Source organism: Pseudohongiella nitratireducens, assembly GCF_001642735.1.
GTDB lineage: Bacteria > Pseudomonadota > Gammaproteobacteria > Pseudomonadales > Pseudohongiellaceae > Pseudohongiella > Pseudohongiella nitratireducens.
Map to the genome: position 1 here is coordinate 59,579 of NZ_LWHM01000006.1, position 21,147 is coordinate 80,725.

The 21,147-nt window shown below is 50.1% G+C and carries 19 protein-coding genes and 1 other RNA gene; 4 read left to right on the forward strand and 16 right to left on the reverse strand.

Translation table 11 applies throughout. The features are described 5' to 3' along the window. The 16 genes from ftsA to rsmI form a co-directional block, all read right to left on the reverse strand. Complete coding sequence (ftsA, locus tag PSCS_RS03230; RefSeq protein WP_068810367.1) at positions 1-1,245, reverse strand: cell division protein FtsA; 1,245 nt, start codon at positions 1,243-1,245, stop codon at positions 1-3. A gap of 13 nt (positions 1,246-1,258) precedes the next feature. Then, positions 1,259-2,200: a cell division protein FtsQ/DivIB gene (locus tag PSCS_RS03235; RefSeq protein ID WP_068810368.1), complete on the reverse strand. Its 942-nt coding sequence runs from the start codon at positions 2,198-2,200 to the stop codon at positions 1,259-1,261. Further along, positions 2,200-3,147, reverse strand: a complete 948-nt coding sequence (locus PSCS_RS03240) for a D-alanine--D-alanine ligase (protein ID WP_068810369.1) — start codon at positions 3,145-3,147, stop codon at positions 2,200-2,202. The genes PSCS_RS03235 and PSCS_RS03240 overlap by 1 nt, the downstream gene beginning before the upstream one ends. After that, positions 3,144-4,577 carry a UDP-N-acetylmuramate--L-alanine ligase gene (gene murC / locus PSCS_RS03245; protein WP_068810370.1) on the reverse strand — a complete coding sequence of 478 codons (1,434 nt, stop codon included), beginning with the start codon at positions 4,575-4,577 and terminating at the stop codon, positions 3,144-3,146. Before murC ends, PSCS_RS03240 begins: the two co-directional genes overlap by 4 nt. Continuing rightward, positions 4,567-5,676 (reverse strand): undecaprenyldiphospho-muramoylpentapeptide beta-N-acetylglucosaminyltransferase, encoded by a 1,110-nt coding sequence (murG, locus tag PSCS_RS03250; protein WP_068810371.1) that lies wholly within the window; start codon positions 5,674-5,676, stop codon positions 4,567-4,569. The genes murC and murG overlap by 11 nt, the downstream gene beginning before the upstream one ends. Next, positions 5,673-6,860, reverse strand: a complete 1,188-nt coding sequence (gene ftsW / locus PSCS_RS03255) for a putative lipid II flippase FtsW (protein ID WP_068810372.1) — start codon at positions 6,858-6,860, stop codon at positions 5,673-5,675. Before ftsW ends, murG begins: the two co-directional genes overlap by 4 nt. Next, positions 6,857-8,221, reverse strand: coding sequence for a UDP-N-acetylmuramoyl-L-alanine--D-glutamate ligase (gene murD, locus PSCS_RS03260; protein ID WP_068810373.1), 1,365 nt, complete (start codon positions 8,219-8,221; stop codon positions 6,857-6,859). The genes ftsW and murD overlap by 4 nt, the downstream gene beginning before the upstream one ends. Positions 8,222-8,246: 25 nt before the next feature. Next, positions 8,247-9,329 carry a phospho-N-acetylmuramoyl-pentapeptide-transferase gene (mraY, locus tag PSCS_RS03265; protein WP_068810374.1) on the reverse strand — a complete coding sequence of 361 codons (1,083 nt, stop codon included), beginning with the start codon at positions 9,327-9,329 and terminating at the stop codon, positions 8,247-8,249. Continuing rightward, complete coding sequence (locus tag PSCS_RS03270) at positions 9,329-10,714, reverse strand: UDP-N-acetylmuramoyl-tripeptide--D-alanyl-D-alanine ligase (RefSeq protein WP_068810375.1); 1,386 nt, start codon at positions 10,712-10,714, stop codon at positions 9,329-9,331. Before PSCS_RS03270 ends, mraY begins: the two co-directional genes overlap by 1 nt. Then, positions 10,704-12,212, reverse strand: coding sequence for a UDP-N-acetylmuramoyl-L-alanyl-D-glutamate--2,6-diaminopimelate ligase (locus tag PSCS_RS03275; RefSeq protein ID WP_068810376.1), 1,509 nt, complete (start codon positions 12,210-12,212; stop codon positions 10,704-10,706). Before PSCS_RS03275 ends, PSCS_RS03270 begins: the two co-directional genes overlap by 11 nt. Positions 12,213-12,241: 29 nt before the next feature. Then, on the reverse strand, positions 12,242-13,969 hold the full coding sequence (locus tag PSCS_RS03280) for a peptidoglycan D,D-transpeptidase FtsI family protein (protein WP_068810377.1): 1,728 nt from the start codon (positions 13,967-13,969) through the stop codon (positions 12,242-12,244). Further along, positions 13,966-14,304: a cell division protein FtsL gene (gene ftsL, locus PSCS_RS03285; RefSeq protein WP_082866525.1), complete on the reverse strand. Its 339-nt coding sequence runs from the start codon at positions 14,302-14,304 to the stop codon at positions 13,966-13,968. Before ftsL ends, PSCS_RS03280 begins: the two co-directional genes overlap by 4 nt. An 81-nt stretch (positions 14,305-14,385) precedes the next feature. After that, positions 14,386-15,318: a 16S rRNA (cytosine(1402)-N(4))-methyltransferase RsmH gene (gene rsmH / locus PSCS_RS03290; RefSeq protein WP_068810378.1), complete on the reverse strand. Its 933-nt coding sequence runs from the start codon at positions 15,316-15,318 to the stop codon at positions 14,386-14,388. A gap of 31 nt (positions 15,319-15,349) precedes the next feature. Beyond that, on the reverse strand, positions 15,350-15,805 hold the full coding sequence (mraZ, locus tag PSCS_RS03295) for a division/cell wall cluster transcriptional repressor MraZ (protein ID WP_068810379.1): 456 nt from the start codon (positions 15,803-15,805) through the stop codon (positions 15,350-15,352). Positions 15,806-16,129: 324 nt separating this feature from the next. Beyond that, an RNA gene (gene rnpB, locus PSCS_RS03300) (RNase P RNA component class A) lies at positions 16,130-16,508 on the reverse strand. A 66-nt stretch (positions 16,509-16,574) separates the two neighbouring features. Further along, positions 16,575-17,465 carry a 16S rRNA (cytidine(1402)-2'-O)-methyltransferase gene (rsmI, locus tag PSCS_RS03305; protein WP_068810503.1) on the reverse strand — a complete coding sequence of 297 codons (891 nt, stop codon included), beginning with the start codon at positions 17,463-17,465 and terminating at the stop codon, positions 16,575-16,577. Positions 17,466-17,655: 190 nt separating this feature from the next. Here rsmI and PSCS_RS03310 point away from each other — a divergent pair, with 190 nt between their 5' ends. The 4 genes from PSCS_RS03310 (at position 17,656) to PSCS_RS03325 (ending at position 21,122) form a co-directional block, all read left to right on the forward strand. Then, positions 17,656-19,515, forward strand: a complete 1,860-nt coding sequence (locus PSCS_RS03310; RefSeq protein WP_267890016.1) for a penicillin-binding protein activator — start codon at positions 17,656-17,658, stop codon at positions 19,513-19,515. Next, complete coding sequence (locus PSCS_RS03315; RefSeq protein WP_229694659.1) at positions 19,512-19,892, forward strand: YraN family protein; 381 nt, start codon at positions 19,512-19,514, stop codon at positions 19,890-19,892. Before PSCS_RS03310 ends, PSCS_RS03315 begins: the two co-directional genes overlap by 4 nt. A gap of 67 nt (positions 19,893-19,959) precedes the next feature. Beyond that, positions 19,960-20,553, forward strand: coding sequence for a D-sedoheptulose-7-phosphate isomerase (locus PSCS_RS03320; RefSeq protein ID WP_068810381.1), 594 nt, complete (start codon positions 19,960-19,962; stop codon positions 20,551-20,553). Next, positions 20,550-21,122, forward strand: a complete 573-nt coding sequence (locus PSCS_RS03325; protein ID WP_082866527.1) for a BON domain-containing protein — start codon at positions 20,550-20,552, stop codon at positions 21,120-21,122. Before PSCS_RS03320 ends, PSCS_RS03325 begins: the two co-directional genes overlap by 4 nt. Positions 21,123-21,147: the final 25 nt, after the last annotated feature.

A 21,147-nucleotide genomic window follows, 5' to 3' on the forward strand; every position in this document is an offset into this window, starting at 1 on the left:
TTAAAAATTGTTCTTAAACCAGTTTTTTACGCGACTGACGACGCTGATTTTCGTTTCTTTCACTGAGACCGGGTCATGACTCCCATCACGATGCCGGTGCTGTTTCATTCCGTACATCAATAAACCTACACCCGTTGAATAGATCGGGTTGCGGACAATATCTGACAACCCTTTCACACTGGTAGGCATCCCCAGACGTACGGGCATATGGAAGATTTCCTCTGCCAATTCAATGACACCTTCCATCTTGCTGGTACCACCGGTCAGCACAATACCGGCAGCCATCAAGTTCTCGTAGCCACTGCGCTGCAGTTCTGCCTTGATCATCGTAAACAGTTCGTCGTAACGCGGCTCCACGACTTCTGCCAACGCCTGGCGCGACAACTCACGCGGCGGGCGATCTCCCACACCTGGAACTTTGATCATCTCGCCTTCATTGGCAAGCTGTGTCAGCGCGCAGGCATATTTAATTTTGATTTCATCGGCATTATCTGTTGGCGTTCGTAAAGCCATAGCGATATCGTTGGTCACCTGATCACCGGCAACCGGAATCACACCTGTGTGACGTATGGCCCCCTCTGTAAATACAGCTATATCAGTAGTACCACCACCTATATCCACCATACAGACGCCAAGTTCTTTCTCGTCGTCGGTCAGAACCGAATAGCTGGATGCCAACTGTTCGAGAATAATTTCCTCGGTATGCAAGCCGCAGCGTTTTATACATTTCTCAATGTTCTGTACTGCATTGATGGCACAAGTCACCAGGTGGACTTTGGCTTCCAGCCTGACTCCCGACATACCCAGCGGTTCTTTAACACCTTCCTGTGAATCAATAATGTATTCCTGCGGTAAAATGTGAAGCACACGCTGATCAGCAGGTATTGCTACCGCCTGGGCGGCATCAATGACCCGGTCAATATCGGCACGGCTGACTTCACGGTCTCGTATCGCAACAATGCCATGCGAATTCATACTGCGAATATGACTGCCTGCAATACCGGCATAGACAGAATGAATTCGGCAACCTGCCATCAACTCAGCTTCTTCCACCGCTCGCTGAATGGATTCAACCGTCGACTCAATATTAACGACGGTCCCTTTCTTCAGCCCCCGGGAACGGTGACTGCCGATACCGACGATATTCAGGTTACCGTCTTCCTTGACCTCGCCGACTATCGCCACCACTTTCGAGGTGCCGATATCCAGACCGACAATCATATTCGTGTTATCTGCAGCGCTCATATCTCACACCTGCTCAACGACTGGCGACAGATGCGTCGCCAGTCTCTTTATTACTAACTGAAAATCCATTGGCATATCTCAAATCAATAGCCTCTGCCTGGACCAGGCGTTCACTCAACCCCTGTTGGTACAATCGTGTAAAACGCGCCAGTCTCTGCTCAGCCTCTGTGCGGCCCAGCTTTATGACCAGCCCTTCATCAGTTGTCAGCGTCCAGCTTCCCCTGTCACTCAGGGCTAATTGACCAAGCGACTTGCCAATAGCACCCAGCATTTGCTGGAAGCTCATATACATTTCCTGCACCAGCTCTTCGCTACCTTCCGGCCCAGACATCATGGGCAGAGACTGCTCTTCTCCCCGCGCCGGTGCTTCAAAAATCTCGCCATCGATATTGATTAAGGCACTTGCCCCCCACCGTGCAACAGGCTGTTCTTCCTGCAAACTCAATTCGAGAATATCAGGCCAGACACGACGAACACTGGCTCTGGAAATCCATGGGTTCGACTGCAACTCATCCCTTAAGTCCTGCACATCTGCACCAAGAAAACCTGACTCAGTGTATGGAGCCAGCATTTCCCGGATTTCTGTCTCAGTGACTTTATCCAATGGAGACGCAAATCGTACTGTGCTGATTTCACGATTGATTGTTGGCCTTGGCATGTCAGGCAAATTCAAGCTTCGCCATTCCGGCAAGTTCAGTTGATCACCCATCATCGCTATGCGGTCAGCAATAATTCCACGATAATGATTAACTGCTATTGCCAGGCAACCAAGCAACGCAACAGCAACTATAAACACACGTCCACGCTTGCTTTTAGCGGTGGACTCTCTGCTTTCATTGTCAACATCAACACTGTTACCACCCACACGACCACCAGCTCTGATAGGACCAAAATCCACAGGGACATTTTCACTACTGCTGTAAGCACTGAATGTTGGTCGTTTTTTCGCTGACATCAGGCTAGTTTCTCCAGACTTGTATCCAGAATTTTTAACACCAGGTCGCCAAACTCAAGTCCCGCCACCTTGGCAGAAATGGGCACCAGGCTATGGCTTGTCATACCGGGCACTGTATTCAACTCCAGCAACCAGAACCGTCCACTGTCATCCTGCATAACGTCAATCCTGCCCCAGCCACTCGCACCAATTGTGGTAAACGCCTGGCGACAGATATGTTCCAGTTCAATCTGTTTGGCTTCGCTCAAAGGTGCCGGACACAGGTATTGCGTATCATCCGCGATGTACTTCGCGTCGTAGTCGTAGAATTGATGCGTAGTCTGTAATTGAATGGCAGGAAGCACCTGATCGCCAATAAACGGGACTGTAAACTCAGGACCGACTATGCGCTGCTCAGCCATGACATCAGCATCATATTCCGACGCCGTTGCAAAGGCATTTTCAAGCGCCACGGCATCATCAACTATCGACATACCAATACTTGATCCCTCCCTGGAGGGCTTAACAACAACGGATTCAAGTTCTGCTATCAATCGTTCGAAATCTGTATCTACCGTTAAGGCACTGAACCCGGGCGTTGGCAGACCATGTTGCTGCCAGATCAACTTGGTTTTGACCTTATCCATCGCCAATGCAGAAGCCAGCACTCCGCTTCCTGTATATGGGATTCCCATGTACTCAAGCAGCCCCTGCAGGACACCATCTTCACCGCCCCGACCATGTAAAACATTAAAGACACGGTCGATTTTTTCGGACTGAAGCCGATCGATGAGATCCTTACCGGCATCAATCGCAAATGCATCAACCCCCATACCAAGCAAGCCTTGCAGTACAGCTTCACCGCTTAACAGTGAAACCTCTCTTTCCGCTGAATCACCACCTAAAAGTACCGCCACACGGCCGTATTTTTCAGGAGCATCATGGAAAACTGCTTTCTTGACCTTCATGCCAAAAATCCTCGCTCTACAATCTGCCGAGCCAGAGCGCCAACACTGCCAGCTCCCTGTGTAATAACTATATCCCCGTCAGCAACCAGATCCTGAAGCACACTAACAACATCATCGTTTTCACGCACCAGTACCGGATCAACCTTGCCTCGCATGCGTATGCTTCTGCACAGACTCCGGGCATCTGCACCAGGGATAGGCGACTCTCCTGCGGCATACACTTCCAGCATCAGCAGCACATCCACATCAGAGAGCACCTGGACAAAGTCATCATAGAGATCTTTAGTGCGGGAATACCGGTGCGGCTGATAAATCATAACGACACGGGCATCAGGCCAACCCTGACGAAGTGCATTAATGGTTGCAGCCACTTCACTGGGATGGTGTCCATAGTCATCCAGCAGCAGAACCTTGCCGCCACCATTGACAGGAAACTCACCCTGAATATCAAACCTTCGTCCAACGCCTTCGAACTGTACCAGCGCATCGCCGATAGCTTGGTCAGAAATACCTTCATCGGTGGCGACAGCAATGGCCGCTGTTGCATTTAACGCGTTGTGTCGCCCCGGAATAGAGAGACTAATACTCAGATCAGGCAGCCCATCAGGTCGCTTAACAACGAACGATGTGTTCTGACGCTTTTGTTTCCAGTCCTTGATTTGATAGTCGGCATCCTCAGAAAAACCATAGGTAATAATCGGCCTGGAAATTCGAGGCATAATTTCACGAACAACAGGATCATCGATACAAAGTACAGCCAAACCATAAAAAGGCAGATTGTGCAGAAACTCTATGTAATAACGCTTCATCTTTTCGAAGTCGTTGTCATAAGAGCCCATATGATCCGCTTCAATATTTGTTACTACTGCAACCATTGGTTGAAGGTGCAGGAAGGAGACGTCACTTTCGTCAGCCTCACAAACCAGATAGCGACTCTCCCCTAAACCTGCATTGGCACCAGCACTATTCAGCCGCCCGCCAATCACAAACGTAGGCGCCAGGTCAGCTTCAGCAAAAATGGATGCAACCAGACTCGTAGTCGTTGTCTTTCCATGCGTGCCGGCAATTGCCACAGCGTGACGATATCGCATCAGTTCGGAGAGCATTTCTGCACGCGGAATAATAGGCAAACCCTTCTCTTTTGCTGCCAACATCTCAGGGTTATCAGTTTTCACAGCACTGCTATAGACAACCACATCGGCTTTTGCAACGTTGTCACTGGCATGACCAATAAACACCTCTGCGCCCATACCTACCAATCTTTCTGTGACCGGCGATGCTTTTATATCTGAACCACTGATTATGTATCCCTGGTTCAACAATACCTCAGCAATACCACACATGCCGGCACCACCAATGCCGATAAAATGTATGGCTTTAATGCGCCGCATTTCGGGCACCTGATAATAGTTGGATTGATCAGCGGCCATTACAATACTCCTCACATGCCTGTGCGACATTCTCAGCGGCATCCGGGAATGCAGCAGATCTGGCTGCTTCTGCCATACTGAGCCGCTTTCCAGCATCCTTCATTAACGTTTCCATCACCGATTGCAATACCTCGCTACTGAGCTCTGATTGCAATAGCATTTCAGCTGCACCGGCTTTCTGCAGTTGTTCAGCATTAACTCGCTGATGATCATCAGTTGCGTAGGGGTACGGGATTAATACCGATGGCAACCCAGCAACTGTTATCTCTGCCAGGGTGCCTGCGCCTGCCCGACAAATAACAATATCTGCCCAGGCGTACGCTGCCGGCATATCATCAATAAACTCGACAACCCTAACACTACCTTCCTCTACACCCGCCTCAGCCAATACTTCTTGAACGCTCTGTACTTTTCCCCGTCCTGCCTGGTGCCAGATAGTCATATTTTCAGCTGACACCCGACAAGCCATTTCAGCGACTGCCTGGTTGATGGCTGCGGCACCTTGACTTCCTCCGATCACCAGAACCTTTATAGGCAAAATAGTGGTATCGGTCGGTTCCTGGTTGGTAGATTGCAACTGGCGCTTAATACCACTGCGCACGGGATTACCTGTTTGTGTAACAGTCGCTTTCCCCTTGTTTTTGCCAGAGAATGTATCCGGGTATGTCGTCATGATTTGCTTAGCAAATGGTGCAAGCAAACGGTTTGTGGTACCAGCAACTGCATTTTGCTCATGTAACAGTAGCGGGCATCCAAGCAACCAGGCGGCAACCCCCCCCGGACCAGCCACATAACCGCCCATACCCAATACGCAGCAAGGTTTCACTTCCCGCACCACTGCAATGGCAGCCAGCAAAGAGCGAAACAACATGAACGGCGCCTTCAATAATGCCAGTTTCCCCTTACCGCGCAGACCGTTTACCGGCAACTGATGCACTTTGATAGACGTGTCGCCAAGCACACGGTTTTCCATTCCCGAGGGAGTACCGAGCCAATCAATCCGGAAACCTTTTTGCTGCAGTTTTTCAGCCACTGCCAACGCCGGAAAAATGTGCCCGCCAGTTCCTGCAGCCATGATGAGAACGCTTTTTTCCGTCATGCCACGTCCTCCTTCTCTGGAACCGGGTTGTTTAATTCATATTCAATGCGCAGCAACACACCCATCATGACGCTGCATATCAATAAACTGTTACCCCCGTAACTTAAAAATGGCAGCGTTAAGCCTTTGGTTGGCAGCAGTCCTGTGTTGACACCAAAATTGATAAAAACCTGAGTGGCAAAAACCATAGAAATGCCATATGCGACACAGCCATGAAACTGTAACCCTGCCCGCTCTGCGGTACGACCCAGCTGTAAACCTTTGGCAATCAGCACACTGAAGACCACCAGCACCAGAAGCACTCCGGCCAGCCCCAATTCTTCTGCGACAATTGAGAGAACAAAGTCAGTATGAGCTTCAGGCAGGAAATACAGTTTCTGCAAACTGTTACCCAGCCCCATACCTAACCATTCTCCCCGACCGAACGCGATGAGCGCCTGCGTCAATTGATACCCTTCACCATAAACATACTGCTCAGCCCAGGGGTTCAGGAATGATGTGAGACGTGTGATTACGTAAGGTTTCATGACTGCCAGACCAACCACCGCTGCAAAACAAACCATCACGATCAGCATGAAGCGGTGTAACCTGGCGCCAGCCAGAAAAAGCATGGTGAACACCGTCGTCATCAGAATGACCATTGCTCCGTGATCTGGCTCAAAGTGCAACAGCACAATACAGGCCGCCAGAATAACCATGGGTTTAATAAACCCGGCCCAACTGGCATGTAACTCATCCCTGCGCCTGTGCAGATAAGCTGATATATAGAGCACCATAAACAACTTACACATTTCAGATGGCTGCAGGCGATATACTTTCAAGTCAATCCATCTGGCGCTGCCATTTACAACCGTGCCCACACCTGGAATCAGCACTAGAACCAATAGCACTATGGCGAGAATGAGTAGCACAGCACTCGCCCGATACCAGAGAGCCATGTCCACATGCGCTGTCGCAAGCATGCAAAACACACCCAGACACATGAAAAACAACTGCCGTTTAAAGAAGTAGAGCGGATCGCCGTAAGTACTATTGGCAATTTCTGTAGAGGCCGATGTCATCATGACCAGACCGATACCCATCAGCACTATGGTGCAAACCAGCAGGATATTGGGGCGATGATTGATGCTCTGCTCTCTGTCCACCCGAACAGCACCATGGGCTTTTCTGGCAATAACTGTCATTGCAGGCCCTCCGTTGTTGCGACGAACACACGTCCACGGTGGGCAAAATCTTTAAACATGTCCTGACTCGCACATGCAGGAGAAAGCAGCACAGCATCTCCAGCAATGGCAAGTTCCCTGCATGTACTAATGGCCTCTTCCAGAGACTCGGCAAATTCAGTGACGACAGCATCTGCAATAGCATCTGCGATAAGCTGGCGATCACGACCTATAAGCACAACGCGACTGACATAATTTCTCAGCAATGGAACCAACGGCCCGAAATCTGCCTCTTTAGCCAGCCCACCTGCTATGAGATAAACATCACCCTGAATTTTTTCAGCCACACCGGCAATAGCCTGACACGTGGCACTTACATTGGTACCTTTAGAGTCATTATAGTAATCAACACCACGTAAAGATCGAACCCATTGACAACGGTGCGGCAGCCCCTGAAACTGTTTTAAAGTCTCCACGGCGTAAACCAAAGGAATACCAATTTGCATCGCAACAGCCAGCGCAACCATGGCATTGGCGACATTGTGCCGACCAACCAGTTTCATTTCATCCAGTGCAATTAAGCAGTCTTCACCTTTAACCAGCCACTCACGCTCTTCCAGGACTCTGATACCGAATTCATTACTCAGGGGAATATCAAATCCGATGCTGATCACCTCACCACCAAAAGTCCCAGGTGGCAGAGTGGACTCGTCATTACGATTCACAACAGCTGTTTTACAGCCATCAAAAATTCTCAGCTTGGCTTGCCTGTATTCATGCATGGACTCGTAGCGGTCCATATGGTCTTCACTGATATTCAGAATAGCGGCAATATCAGCATTTAAATGCTGTGTTGTTTCCAGCTGGAAAGAAGATAACTCCAGCAGATATATTTCACGCTCCTCACTACTCAGCATATCCAGTGCTGGCATACTGGCTCTTCCGTCCAGGTTGCCACCAACACCCATATTCAGGCCGGCATGTTGCGCCATTTCCGCAAGCAGCGTCACCACTGTGCTTTTACCATTGGAACCTGTTATGGCAACAAGTGGCTGTTTGCAATAATGACGAAAAATATCGATATCACCGGTAACAGGAATACCCGAATTAATTGCCTTTGCAATCTCCGGTGTTGCCAGACTGACACCCGGACTCACCACCAGTTCATCTGCAGAAAGTAAGGTCTCTTCCGAAAAGCCGCCCAGCTCAACATCTACAAATGGAAACTCGACTTCTAATGTGGCAAGACATGGTGGGCTAAACCGACTATCCACTACCCGGAAGGGAATGCCCTGAGCATGGAAAAAACGCGCACAGGAAAGCCCTGTCGATCCCAGACCGACAATGACTTTGTACTGCTGTCTTTCCTGCCTTGTTACCATGTAGATGCCTATACTTACTTTAAGGTCAACGTAATTTCAGTGTCGCCAAGCCAAACAGAACCAGCATGACCGTGATAATCCAGAACCGAACAATTACGCGTGGCTCAGGCCACCCTTTAAGTTCAAAGTGGTGGTGAATAGGTGCCATGCGAAAAATACGCTTCTTGGTCAACTTGTAGGAAGCAACCTGCAAAATCACTGACACGGTTTCCATCACAAAGATGCCACCCATAATGAAAAGAACAATTTCATGCCTGGCAATGACGGCTACGATTCCCAACGCAGCACCAAGTGCCAACGCTCCCACATCACCCATGAATACCTGGGCCGGATAGGTGTTGAACCAAAGGAAACCAAGCCCAGCCCCCACGATTGCCCCGCAGAAAATAACCAGCTCACCCGCTCCCGTTACAAACGGAATATTCAGGTAGGCAGAGAATTCAGCGTGGCCAACCAGGTACGCAATAATACCGAGTGCGCCACCGACCATCACGGTTGGCAGAATAGCCAGACCGTCCAGACCATCTGTCAGGTTGACGGCGTTACTGCTACCCACAATGACAAAATAGCTGACAACCACATACAGAATCCCGACATCGAGAGAGACATCTTTAAAGAAAGGGATAATGTAGGACGTCTGTACGGGGTCTGTTGCCGTCATGTACAAATAAACAGCTGCTGTCAGACCGATAGCAGATTGCCAGAAGTACTTCCAGCGAGCAGGAAGTCCGGTAGGATCCTTGCGGAACACTTTGCGGTAATCATCTACCCAGCCAACTGCTCCAAAAGACAGTGTCACGGCTAACGATACCCAGACATAAGGGTTGCGCAGATCAGCCCATAAGATTGTGCTTAAAGCGATACCAACCAGAATCAGGGCTCCGCCCATTGTTGGCGTGCCAGCTTTGGACAAATGACTTTCCGGGCCATCATCACGCACCACCTGACCAATCTGACGGATACTCAATCGACGTATCATCCAGGGACCAACCATCAGGGCGACAATCAACGCTGTCAACACACCCATGATGGTTCTGACAGTAATGTACTGAAACACGGTGAAACCGCTATAGAACTGTGCCAAATACTCGGATAACAAGACCAACATCAGCAGGCCCCCTCTGTTTTCAATGCAGTAACCACGGTATCCATCGCAGCACTACGAGAACCTTTAACCAATGCAACTTTATTTGTATCCAGGCTATTGATGGCAAAATCAATCAATGACTGGCGACTTTCAAACCATTGCCCGCCATGACCGAAAGAATCGATTGCTTGTTTACTAAGCAAACCTGTTGCCCACACCTCAGCAACACCAGCGGCTTTTGCGTATTCGCCCACACGGCGATGAGCCAGTTCTGCTTCACCCCCCATTTCCGCCATGTCACCCATGATAAGTATTGAGGTTTTTCCTTTTTCGTCGGCGCTACTCACCAGTACATCGATAGCTGCTCGAAATGAATTGGGGCTGGCGTTATAGCTGTCATCAATAAGAGTGCAGCCTCCACAGCCAGATACATCACTAAGCCGGCCTTTCACCGCCTTCATTCTAGACAGTGCAAGTTGTACTGAACGTGCTGTGGCGCCAGCAGACAATGCCAAGGAAGCAGCGGCAACTGCATTAGCGACATTATGAGAACCAGGCAGGGGCAATAAACACGATATTTCCAGACCTTCAGGGCCGCGCAGGACAAACCGGGACTCCCCTCCTGAGCACTCCAGTTGCGTTGCCAGGTAATCAACCGCCCCCGCTTTCGATTCATCTATTGAGAACAACACAACAGTTCTCTGTCCGGCTCTTGTCTTCCAGACTTCCACACTTGGGTCATCAGCATTGAGCACAACGACTTTTGTCGACTCAGCAGAATCGATAATTTCTCCTTTCGCTTCGACAACCCCGAGCAGGCTTCCGAACCCTTCCAGGTGTGTTTCTGATGCATTATTGATTAGTACAACCTCAGGGTCAGTCAACATTGCTGTCCAGGCAATTTCACCAGCGCTGTTGGCACCTAACTCAATCACGGCTCGCTCGTGATGCGCATCCATTGCCAACAGCGTTAACGGCGCACCAACCGTATTATTCAAATTTCCTTTCGTATAGTGAGTACTGAACTCTTCTGAAAGAATGCGCTGTGTCATTTCTTTCACAGACGTTTTACCCTGTGATCCAGTTAACGCAACAACGATTGCTCGCGATTGTTTGCGGTTCAGATAACCCAACCAGCCCAGTGCTTTCTCAGTATTGCCAACCTGCAACTGGGGCACATCAAGACCAGGTTGCAACTGGCTGACAATCAGGCCACATGCACCGCTTGATACAGCCTGCTCAGCGAACTGGTTGCCATCGAAGTTATCCCCCTGCAAGGCAACAAACAAATCACCTGCTGAAAGTGAACGGGAGTCTGTGCTGACTTTATTGAACACCACATCCCTGCCATGTAAATGTGCTGGCATAACTGATTGCAATTCAGAAAGTTTCAACTCAGAGATCATTGGCAACCTCCCTGCGGCGAATAGCCAATCGCGCCTGTGCAGCATCACTAAAGACACTGCGTTTACCAGCTACATCCTGATATGTCTCATGCCCTTTCCCTGCAATCAGGACAACATCCCCCGATTTTGCCTGTTGAATGGCATGATCAATTGCGAGAGATCTGTCACGCTGAACCACGACAGATTTGTCAGAAGAAAAGCCTCGCATAATTTGCGTAATGATCTGATCCGGGTCTTCCATCCTCGGATTATCATCAGTGACCACAATCTGGGTCGCATACCGTTCAGCAACCTCAGCCATCATGGGACGCTTGCCATTGTCACGATCACCACCACAGCCAAACACACACCAGACCTGGCCGCGTGCATGTTGACGAACAGCCTGTAACGCACACTCCAGGCCTGCTGGTGTATGTGCATAATCAACAACAGCAGCAACGCCATCACACGTACCAACAAGCTCCATCCGACCTGTTACTGGCAACAGCGATTCTATCTGCGTGGCAACTTCTGCCAGAGAAAACTTTTCCCCCAGACTCATCACCGTTGCCAGGCTGGTCAGAACATTACTGAAATTAAATGCACCCAGCAGTTTACCTTTCAGCTCAGTCTCTCCCCAGGGCGTTACCACAGTTGCCTGGTAACCACTGGTATCAAAACTCAGACTGCTGGCATATATGTCTGCCCGCTGGCTGGCCATGCTGTAAGTCAAACTGTTGGCCGTTCGAGGTAATGCGTCGAGCATCATCACTGCATACTGATCGTCGGCATTTACAATTCCCGTCTTAAGCTCTGTTTGCTCAAACAACCGGCGCTTGCATGCAGCATAAGCCTCCATACTGCCGTGATAGTCGATATGGTCGCGGGTCAGGTTGGTGAATACAGCAATATCAGTTTTTGTTCCTGCAGTTCGGTATTGATGCAACCCTTGCGATGAAACTTCCATTGCAACATAACCGGCACCTGCACCAGAAAGTTCTGACAGACAGGCCTGTAACGCAATCGCATCAGGAGTCGTATAGCCAGTATCAGATAATGCAGGGTAAATACCTGCTCCCATCGTTCCTACTACACCGCATTGCTTGCCCAGTCCGGACAAAATCTGAGCCACGAACTGAGTGCAGCTGGTTTTGCCATTAGTACCCGTGATCCCGATAACAGACATTTTTTCTGAGGGGCAACCATAATAACGCGAAGCCATCACCCCGATCTTTGTTCTTAAATCATCGACTACCAGAACCGGAATACCACTGCTATCACGGTAATGAGTTTCCCAATCACCACCTGCCTGCACGATAACCGCTGCAGCGCCTGAAGAAATGGCTGCTGGCACATAATCCCTGGCGTCATGATGGCGGCCAAACAATGCCAGATACAGATTACCTTCACGAACCTGACGGCTATCCTGGACGATGCCTGTGATCTCAATATCCGGGCACCCCATATCCACCAGGGCCTGATTGAGGGATGGCTCCAGCAAGGTGCTAAGTTCTGTCATTCTTAATGTCGAGCACACTGTTGTCACGCTCACCTCGCTGTTAGTGTCATGACATTCTCAGGGGAAACCCGATCAGGTGTAACATCCATTAACCTCATGGCACCTGCCGCTATACGAGCAAACACCGGTGCAGCTACCTGGCCACCGTACTGTTCTCTTCCCTGGGGTTCATTTATTACAATGACAACGACAATTTCCGGATCATCTGCCGGTATAAAACCTGCAAACATTGAATTATGGAGGCGGGAGTCATAACCATTTGCACCGACCACCCTGGCTGTACCGGTTTTCCCGGCAATGCTGTAAAAAGGTACGGCTGCGCTATCACCACCACCTTGCTCTGGATCAACCACAGCTTTTAACATGCCGGTAACCTGAGCAACCACATCTTCATCAATGACTCGTTGCGGAGCAGCTGCACCATCCATTTCATTGCCATTTTTGAGAAAGGTAACAGGCACTTTTAAACCATCATTAGCAATAACCGAATATGCCTGAGCAAGCTGCAAGGCAGATGTAGACATACCGTAACCGAACGAGAGTGTTGCCACCTCTATGTCATGCCAGACCCTGTGATTTGGCATGACACCTGCCCTTTCCCCAGGAAAACCACTAGCCGGATTTTCACCAAACCCCACACGCAGCAGCACATCCCGCAACGCTTCATGCCCAAGATCAAGCGCAATTTTTGCTGAGGCGACATTACTGGAGTTCACCAGCATCTCTTCCAGGGAAATTTCGCCAAAGTCCTGTCCTCGGTCGGAAACCCAGTCACGACCAACCCGCATTCTTCCCGGAGAAGTATTGATCATTGTGCCGGGCGTGTACCGACCAGACTCTATGGCGGCGATCGCAGTGAAGGTTTTAAGCGTTGAACCGGGTTCAAATAAATCAGTGATGGCACGGTTACGTAGCGCACCAAAATCAGAGATGTTGCTACGATTATGAGGGTTGAATGAAGGCTGGTTGACCATTGCCAGAACTTCGCCCGTTCCAGCTTTGAGAACAACAGCAGACGCAGAGCGAGCCTGCCTGTATATATAGGCTTCTTTCAATTCTCGGTATGCCAGATTCTGTAACTGGAAGTCGAGACTCAACGCGAGCGAATTGCCTGGCTGTGCACTTTCCAGGGTGTCCAGTTCCCTGACAATTTTTCCGCGACGATCTTTTACAACCTGCTTGCTGCCGGGGATGCCTTTCAGCCACTCATCATAAGCAAGCTCCAGGCCTTCCTGGCCAATATCATCGATATTACTAAAACCAAGCGCATGCGCAGTGACTTCTGCCTGAGGATAATAACGCTGGTATTCCTGGCGGGCATATACGCCATCGATATCGAGACCCAGAACTGCATCTGCATCCGCAGGTGGCATTCTGCGCTCGACATACATGAATTCCCGACCAGCGTTACTTTGCACACTTGAAATCAGACTTTCTGCATCAAGCGATAATGCGTCCGCCAGTCGGGTAATCTCTGCTGGCTTATCAGCAATTTGTCGGGGATTAACCCAGATTGATTTTACTGGTGTACTGATTGCCAGGGGCTCGCCATTGCGATCGGTAATCATACCGCGATGAGCAACCAGAGGCTCTGTTCTGACTGTTCTGGCATCCCCCTGGCCCTGAAGAAAATCCCTCTCCAGCAGAATCAGCGAGGCAAGTTTCCACAACACAGCAACAACAGCCAGAAGCAGGCAGACCCGCACCAGCGTCAAACGCCAAATACCAATAATTTCTTCTGATTTATCCTGGCTCATGGTTGCACCACCACAACGTTGGACCAGTCAGGAACTTTCATATCCAGTTCTTCACTGGCTTTTCGTTCGATTCTGTCATCAACACCGAAAGTGCTTTGCTCAATGAGCAGTTGCCCCCACTTCACTTCCATGTCGTTTTTCAACTCCAGTTCCTGCTGGAGCTCTTGAAAGGCCAGGCGACTTTCAAAACTAACTAATACGATCGCTGTTGCGCTCACCATCACAGCCATCAGCATAACGAATAATGTCAGATTCTGACGGGCGCCCAGCAGCAACCAGCGCAGCACGGTAGCGCGCTCAGTTCGCTGCTTGTTATGTGGTGTTGTGCCTGCCATCTTTTGCCCATCCTGGAGCGATTATTCTTACTCATTGCGTATTGCTGTTTTCAGCAATCCGTTTACTTGCCAGACCCTGGCTTACTTTTTTTCTGCCACCCTCATAACTGCACTTCTTGCCCTTGGGTTAACAGTGGTTTCTTCTCGTTCAGGCATAATCGCTTTGCCAATCTTTTTAAGCGATACCTGACGCTCTTCATCCATAATAGGAACACCTCTCGGTATTGGTTCACCCTGGCTATGACGACGAATGAACTGCTTAACTATTCGATCCTCCAGTGAATGAAAACTGATCACCACCAGCCGACCGCCTGGACGCAACCAACTGATAACCTGTTCCAGCAATTCAGTGACATCTGACAGCTCGTTGTTAACGTGGATCCTTATAGCCTGAAACGCTCGTGTCGCCGGATGCTTATGCCGTTCCCAGGCCGGGTTGGCCTCTTTCACTATTTCCGCCAACTGCAAGGTGCGTGTTATGCGTTGCTCTGCCCTGGCTTTCACAATGGCTTTAGCAATTCGCCGGGAAAAGCGCTCCTCACCAAAGTGATAAAGCACATCTGCAATTTCGGATTCAGCTGCATTCATGATCCACTCTGAAGCTGACACCCCATCCTGGGGGTTCATCCGCATGTCCAGCGGCCCATCCTGGGTAAAACTGAAACCACGCTCTGCTTCATCCAGTTGCGGCGATGAAACTCCCAGATCAAGCAGCACGCCATCAAGTTTGCCTAACCAGTCTCTTGATCGCAGTTCATCACCGATCCCGGCAAACGAACATTGCTTAACCGAAAAACGGGCATCACTGGCTGCAAGTTCACGAGCTGACTCAATTGCCCTCGGATCTTTATCAATACCCAGTAACTGCCCGTTTTCTGACAACCTGCTAAGGATTTCTCGTGAGTGCCCGCCCCGGCCATACGTGCCATCGATATAAATGCCGCTGCTATCTGATACCAGCTGATCAACAGCAGGTTTCAACAAAACAGTTTCATGTTTCTGCAATGCAGTCATTTCGCACCGGCTCCGGCTTTTGGCACTGCGTTTATAACGAAAGGTTCATAAGTTCGGCAGGCAGTTCAACGGTTTCTGCATCACTGTCAAACCAATCGTCAGCATTCTTAACCCAGGTTTCCTCGTTCCATATTTCAAACTTCATACCCTGTCCAACCAGCGCAACATGTTTTTCCAGGTTTGCCCTGCCGCGCAAAATCTGCGGCAACAGCACCCGGCCACTGGCATCCATTTCCAAATCGTGCGCATGACCTATCAACATACGCTGTACGCGTCGACTGGCCGCATCAAAACTGGATAGCGCCTCAACTTTTTGCTGGATAACTTCCCACTCATCGATAGGGTAAAGGAGCAGGCACTGGCCAGAGAAATCCACTGTCGCCACAAGGTGTCCAGCGTATTTGTCAGTCAACATATCGCGATAGCGCGCAGGCAAAGCCATACGCCCTTTTGCATCGATATTGATTGTGTTGACGCCTCTGAACACTGATCCCACTCCGGATTGTTAATAGCAACAGGCTTACTTCATCGCCCGCTCTGCCATTTTGCAACACTATTACCCACTAAACTCCACATTTCGACACTATATGCACAGAAATAGATCAACGCAAGTACTATTTGCACTTTTTGAGACGCCGAAGCTTATGAAATTTCAGGGAAAAATCGGAATCCTTGAGATCCCAACTTAAGAAGAAGAGGAAACAAAAACAGTTTCATAAACCTAGATCAGCAACTTAAAGTAAATTGTGATGTTAGGCTGAATTTTGAGAGGAATACGAAAGAAAAAAAGCACTCTGAACGAGTCTGAAAAAAATCGAGCTGGCCGATAAGCCGGGTTCTGTCTGGGACAGTCATTCATCTGGGATTGATATCACTATCAACCTCAAGCAGCCTACCCGGACCCAGTGCGAGCCACACCGAAGGGTCCCTATTTGGCCTTGCTCCAAGCGGGGTTTACCATGCCACGAACTGTTACCAGTCGCGCGGTGCGCTCTTACCGCACCCTTTCACCCTTACCGGCGCTATGCGCTTAGGCGGTCTACTCTCTGCTGCACTTTCCGTGGGCTTTCACCCCCCAGGCGTTACCTGGCGCTTTGCTCTTTGGAGCCCGGACTTTCCTCCACCTGGTGCCGAATTCACGCAAAACTGCGCAAAACCAGCAACCGGGCAGCGACTGCCTGGCCAGCTCGCAGCAAGATTATGAGAGTTCGCCTGGAAACACAAGCTTTTTCAGCGAAAACAACAACGTCAGCCATTTATTCAGCGCCACCCTGCATCCTTAACGCTATTTGATAGAGCTGATTCTTCTTCAACCCTGATATCTTGGCCGCCACAGCCGCTGCCTGACTGACTGGCATACAACCCACAAGCACGGTCAACATATGCCGGACCTCATCTGATATTTCGTCACCAGTATCAGCAGGTGCCATCCCCGCAACCACTAGCACAAACTCTCCACGCTGTTGGTTACTGTCTGCTTTCATCCACTCTGCGATACTTTCAGCAGTAGCACATCTCACCGTTTCCCAGCGCTTGGTCAACTCCCGGCAAACGGTCATTTCACGATCACCACCAAAAACCTCAACCAAATCCTCAACGCATGCCATGACACGGTGCGGCGCTTCATAAAAAATCATGGTTGCCGTTTCACCGGCCAGCGACTTTAAAGCCTTTTTACGATTACCTGGCTTGGCAGGAAGAAATCCCTCAAAACGGAAATTGTGACTAGGCAATCCTGCAACACTCAATGCAGCTATCGCTGCACAAGCACCTGGCACCGGATGAACGGGCAACCCCAGGCGATGACAAGCCGCCACCAGCACATACCCGGGGTCTGAAATCAGCGGCGTTCCTGCATCCGATATCAGTGCAATAGAATCGCCCGCCTGCATACGAGACAGCAGGTACTGAATCTTGCCCTCTGACGTAAACTCATGGCAGGAGACCGTCTCTGCCCTGATCTGGTAGTGTTGCAACAATCTGGCGCTGTGCCTCGTGTCTTCAGCAGCAATTACGGTTGCACTGCTCAAAACATCCAGGGCACGACGACTGATATCAGCCAGGTTTCCCAGCGGCGTTGCCACCACATAAAGACCGGGAGACAGGCTCACATTTTCTTCCGGCAACGGTGCATGTGTCGTTTGCATGCCATCACCTCCAAACGGTTGCTCTCCTGCGTCACTGCCACTCATTACACCACCTCAACACCAAAGGCGCATGTTACCCAGCCTTAAAGAGAGTAGGCAAGAACTTACCGCATTACCAGGCATACCAACAGTCGCACTCCCCTGTTCTGCCTGCTATGATTTCTATATACGATTGATCAAAGGTAATGTCATGCAATGCAACAATCGCAAGAGAGCGGTTTACGGGTCACTCTTGCTGTCTACATGCCTGCTAATTGGCTGCGCGTCATCCCCCCAGGCCCCACTTGATCAACAACCTGCCACCAAGCCACAACCGGACTCGTATGAGTCACGGATCAACTCGCAACTGCAGCAGGCCATGACAGCATCGACAGAAGATGCCATTGTTTTGCGAACCCAGGCAAGTCGCCTGGCTTTGGAAAACGGCGACACGGATACTGCTGCAGCGATTCTTGACGACATACCAACTGATCAGATTGAAAATAACCTGCTGGCTAATGTGCTGCTCGCAAAAGCTGAAATTGCGCTCATGCAAAATGACAACCAGCGAGCTCTTGTTTCTCTTACTGATCCGGTTTTTCAAAACCTGCCCACAGAGTTTTCCGATTTACGAAGACAAGCAGGGCAGACAATCGCACGGATTTACCTGGCACAGCAGCAACCCCTGGCGGCAGCAAAAGCGATTACCTCAACACCACTGGCAACAACCACCAATGCCGCTCAGCGCCGGGCCAACCAGATATGGGAAATCCTGTCCTCTGCGCCGGACGGCGCTCTGAACGCGGAAGCTGACATTATTGACAGCTATGAACTGCGGGGCTGGCTGGAGCTTACAAACATCGTTAATCGCTATCAAAACAATATCGATGAACAGGTAGAAGCCGTCGAACGCTGGCAAGCGCTATGGAATGCTCACCCGGCTGCAAGCCAGTTGCCTTCAGCTATTGCTTATGTGGTTAACCTGCAACAACAACGCCCCCAGAAAGTCGCCCTGTTACTGCCGATGGAGAATGTCGTCGGCCAGGCTATCAGCGATGGTTTCATGCTGGCGTATTATCATGCGGCAGGCCAGTCGCAACCTTTACCAGCTGTAGAAATTTTTGACACATCACAAACGCGTGAGATCAGCCCACTATACCAGCAGGCTGTCAGCACTGGTGCAGACCTGATTATTGGCCCACTGGATAAAGAGCTGGTCAGACAATTGCAGAGCATGAACTCTTTGCCAACGCCCACTCTGGCATTGAACTATCTCGATGATGGTGACGTCATCCCGAGAGACCTTTACCAATACGGCCTTGCACCTGAAGATGAAATCGCACAACTTACATCGCTGGCCAGGCAAGCAGGGCACAGTCAGGCAGCTGTTCTGGCCAGAGATGGAGCAAATTATACGAGAATACGCGACAGCTTTACCCAGCAATGGCAATCGCTGGGCGGAAAAGCGCTGTCCAGCGCGACTTTTCGCGACGCCAGCAGTTATTCGGATACCATCCGTCAGCTTATGCATATAGAACGCAGCGAAGCGCGTGCGGACGCCTTGTTGTCGACACTACCTCGCGACAGCATGATATCCATTCCAAGACGACGCCAGGATATCGACTTACTGTTTTTGCAAGCAACACCAGCAGAAGGCAAACAGTTGTTACCAACCTTCGCGTTTCATTATGCCGGCGATGTTCCCATATATGCTTTACCCTCTATTTATGATGGTAACGCTACACCAGGTGCCAATCGGGACCTGAACGACACAGTATTCGTAGACGCCCCCTGGCTGTTACGGGACTCAGACGAATTAAAACCGGATGCCCAGAGCATGTGGCCTGACGAGGGCAACAGCACCATCATGCGGTTACGCGCCATGGGCATAGACAGCTTTCGTTTGCTTGACCGGCTGGCACAACTGGATAATTTTCCGGGTGTTAGTCTGCAAGGCGCTACCGGGACATTACGCATGGACGAATCTGGCAGGATTTCCAGGCAATTACTGCCCGCTTTATTTGCAGAAGGTCAGCCAGTATTGATCAGTGAAACAAACACCGAACAGTGAAGCACCCGATTCCACCGACATCCAGACGCGCTGCTGGCACTGAATTTGAAAGCCTGGCAATTGACTATTTATGCCGCAACGGCCTGACGCTGATAACACGCAATTACCATTGCCGCTACGGTGAGATCGACCTCATCATGAATGACAAGAAAACGCTGGTTTTCGTGGAAGTTCGCTTTCGTAGCGATGCCGGGTTTGTCTCACCCCAGGAAAGTATAACTCCTGTCAAAATGAAGCGAATTGTCCGGACCGCCAGGCATTACCTTCACCGTTACAAGCTTACCGAAAAAGTCAGTAGCCGCATTGATTTCATTGGTATAGACGGCGGGTGTCAACCCGAAAGGATTAACTGGGTCCGTAATGCCATATCAGCATAATCGCCAGTACGCGCTTAACTGAAGTAGAATATTAGTCATCCTCATTCGTTAATCAGTATGGAACCGTATGAATCAATCCAGTTATTTTGCTGACAAGTTGGCACAACGCAAGGACATACTGGACCGCTCAATGCATGCCGTGCAGGATCAGTTAATTGACGCTGCACACCTGATAGGAGACAGCCTGTTGCAAGGTGGAAAAGTAGCGACACTGGGCCTGGCCGGCTCGACGTCAATTGCCCAATACCTGGCAGCATTACTGATGACCCGGTTTGACCGGGAAAGACCTGGTCTGCCCGCCATTTCCCTCAACGCTGACTCAGTAACTTACAGCGCAGCAGTATCGGAGTTTTCACAGCGCAACACCTGGTCTGCCCTGATCAGAACCCTGGTGCAGCCACCGGACATTCTTGTGCTATATAGTGCTAATGACGAAACACCTAGCTGCCGTGAAGCAATTGAAACGGCAACTGATCGGGGTATTCCTGTGGTATTGTTTAACAGTGCCCTAAGTACATCACTCGGAAGCTTGCTATGTGAAAACAGCATAGAGATCCAGGTCATTGGCAGTGTCAGCCATGAAATCCAGGAAATGCATTTGGCTACAACTCACACATTATGTGATTTAATTGATATACAAATTTTTGGAGATGCATCGTGATTCGCAAATTTCTCACTTTCTTTAGCCTCTCTCTGGCACTGACCAGTTGCTCAACCATATTGACCCAGACCACCGGGGATGAAGGTTTACGTGAAGACCCTTATATACGCACAGCCGGGACCGTTGTTGAAGATCAGTCCATCGAAACCAAGGTCAGGGTCAACATGCAATCACAACAGCCGGCGTTCAGGGATGCCAGCTTTAATGTCACCAGCCACAACGGCATCGTGCTGCTGGTTGGCCAGGTTCAATCAGAGGCCCTGAAACAGCAAGCTGCCGAGATTGCTGCTGCTGCCAGCGTGCACATTCGCCGTGTTCATAACGAGCTGGAAATCGCAGGCAGCCGCAGCCTGCTTTCCAGGAGCAATGACACCTGGCTGGCAACAAAAGTGCGAACGCAACTGGCTGCCAATGATGATATTAACTCCAACAGAATGCAGGTCATCGCCAACAATGGCGCTATATTTCTGATGGGGATAGTGAATCGAAGTGAGGGTGAGCGAGCGGTACAGCTGACCCGGAACGTGGGCGGTGTTGCCAGAGTTGTCAGCGTATTCGAATACCTGTAACGCCAATACAGACACAAGGTAAACG

Bases quoted from the DNA above. Each gene is read 5' to 3' on its own strand.
- ftsA (WP_068810367.1), bottom strand. From the start codon at position 1,245: ATGAGCGCTGCAGATAACACGAATATGATTGTCGGTCTGGATATCGGC.
- PSCS_RS03235 (WP_068810368.1), bottom strand. From the start codon at position 2,200: ATGTCAGCGAAAAAACGACCAACATTCAGTGCTTACAGCAGTAGTGAA.
- PSCS_RS03240 (WP_068810369.1), bottom strand. From the start codon at position 3,147: ATGAAGGTCAAGAAAGCAGTTTTCCATGATGCTCCTGAAAAATACGGC.
- murC (WP_068810370.1), bottom strand. From the start codon at position 4,577: ATGGCCGCTGATCAATCCAACTATTATCAGGTGCCCGAAATGCGGCGC.
- murG (WP_068810371.1), bottom strand. From the start codon at position 5,676: ATGACGGAAAAAAGCGTTCTCATCATGGCTGCAGGAACTGGCGGGCAC.
- ftsW (WP_068810372.1), bottom strand. From the start codon at position 6,860: ATGACAGTTATTGCCAGAAAAGCCCATGGTGCTGTTCGGGTGGACAGA.
- murD (WP_068810373.1), bottom strand. From the start codon at position 8,221: ATGGTAACAAGGCAGGAAAGACAGCAGTACAAAGTCATTGTCGGTCTG.
- mraY (WP_068810374.1), bottom strand. From the start codon at position 9,329: ATGTTGGTCTTGTTATCCGAGTATTTGGCACAGTTCTATAGCGGTTTC.
- PSCS_RS03270 (WP_068810375.1), bottom strand. From the start codon at position 10,714: ATGATCTCTGAGTTGAAACTTTCTGAATTGCAATCAGTTATGCCAGCA.
- PSCS_RS03275 (WP_068810376.1), bottom strand. From the start codon at position 12,212: ATGACAGAACTTAGCACCTTGCTGGAGCCATCCCTCAATCAGGCCCTG.
- PSCS_RS03280 (WP_068810377.1), bottom strand. From the start codon at position 13,969: ATGAGCCAGGATAAATCAGAAGAAATTATTGGTATTTGGCGTTTGACG.
- ftsL (WP_082866525.1), bottom strand. From the start codon at position 14,304: ATGGCAGGCACAACACCACATAACAAGCAGCGAACTGAGCGCGCTACC.
- rsmH (WP_068810378.1), bottom strand. From the start codon at position 15,318: ATGACTGCATTGCAGAAACATGAAACTGTTTTGTTGAAACCTGCTGTT.
- rsmI (WP_068810503.1), bottom strand. From the start codon at position 17,465: ATGCAAACGACACATGCACCGTTGCCGGAAGAAAATGTGAGCCTGTCT.
- PSCS_RS03310 (WP_267890016.1), top strand. From the start codon at position 17,656: ATGCAATGCAACAATCGCAAGAGAGCGGTTTACGGGTCACTCTTGCTG.
- PSCS_RS03320 (WP_068810381.1), top strand. From the start codon at position 19,960: ATGAATCAATCCAGTTATTTTGCTGACAAGTTGGCACAACGCAAGGAC.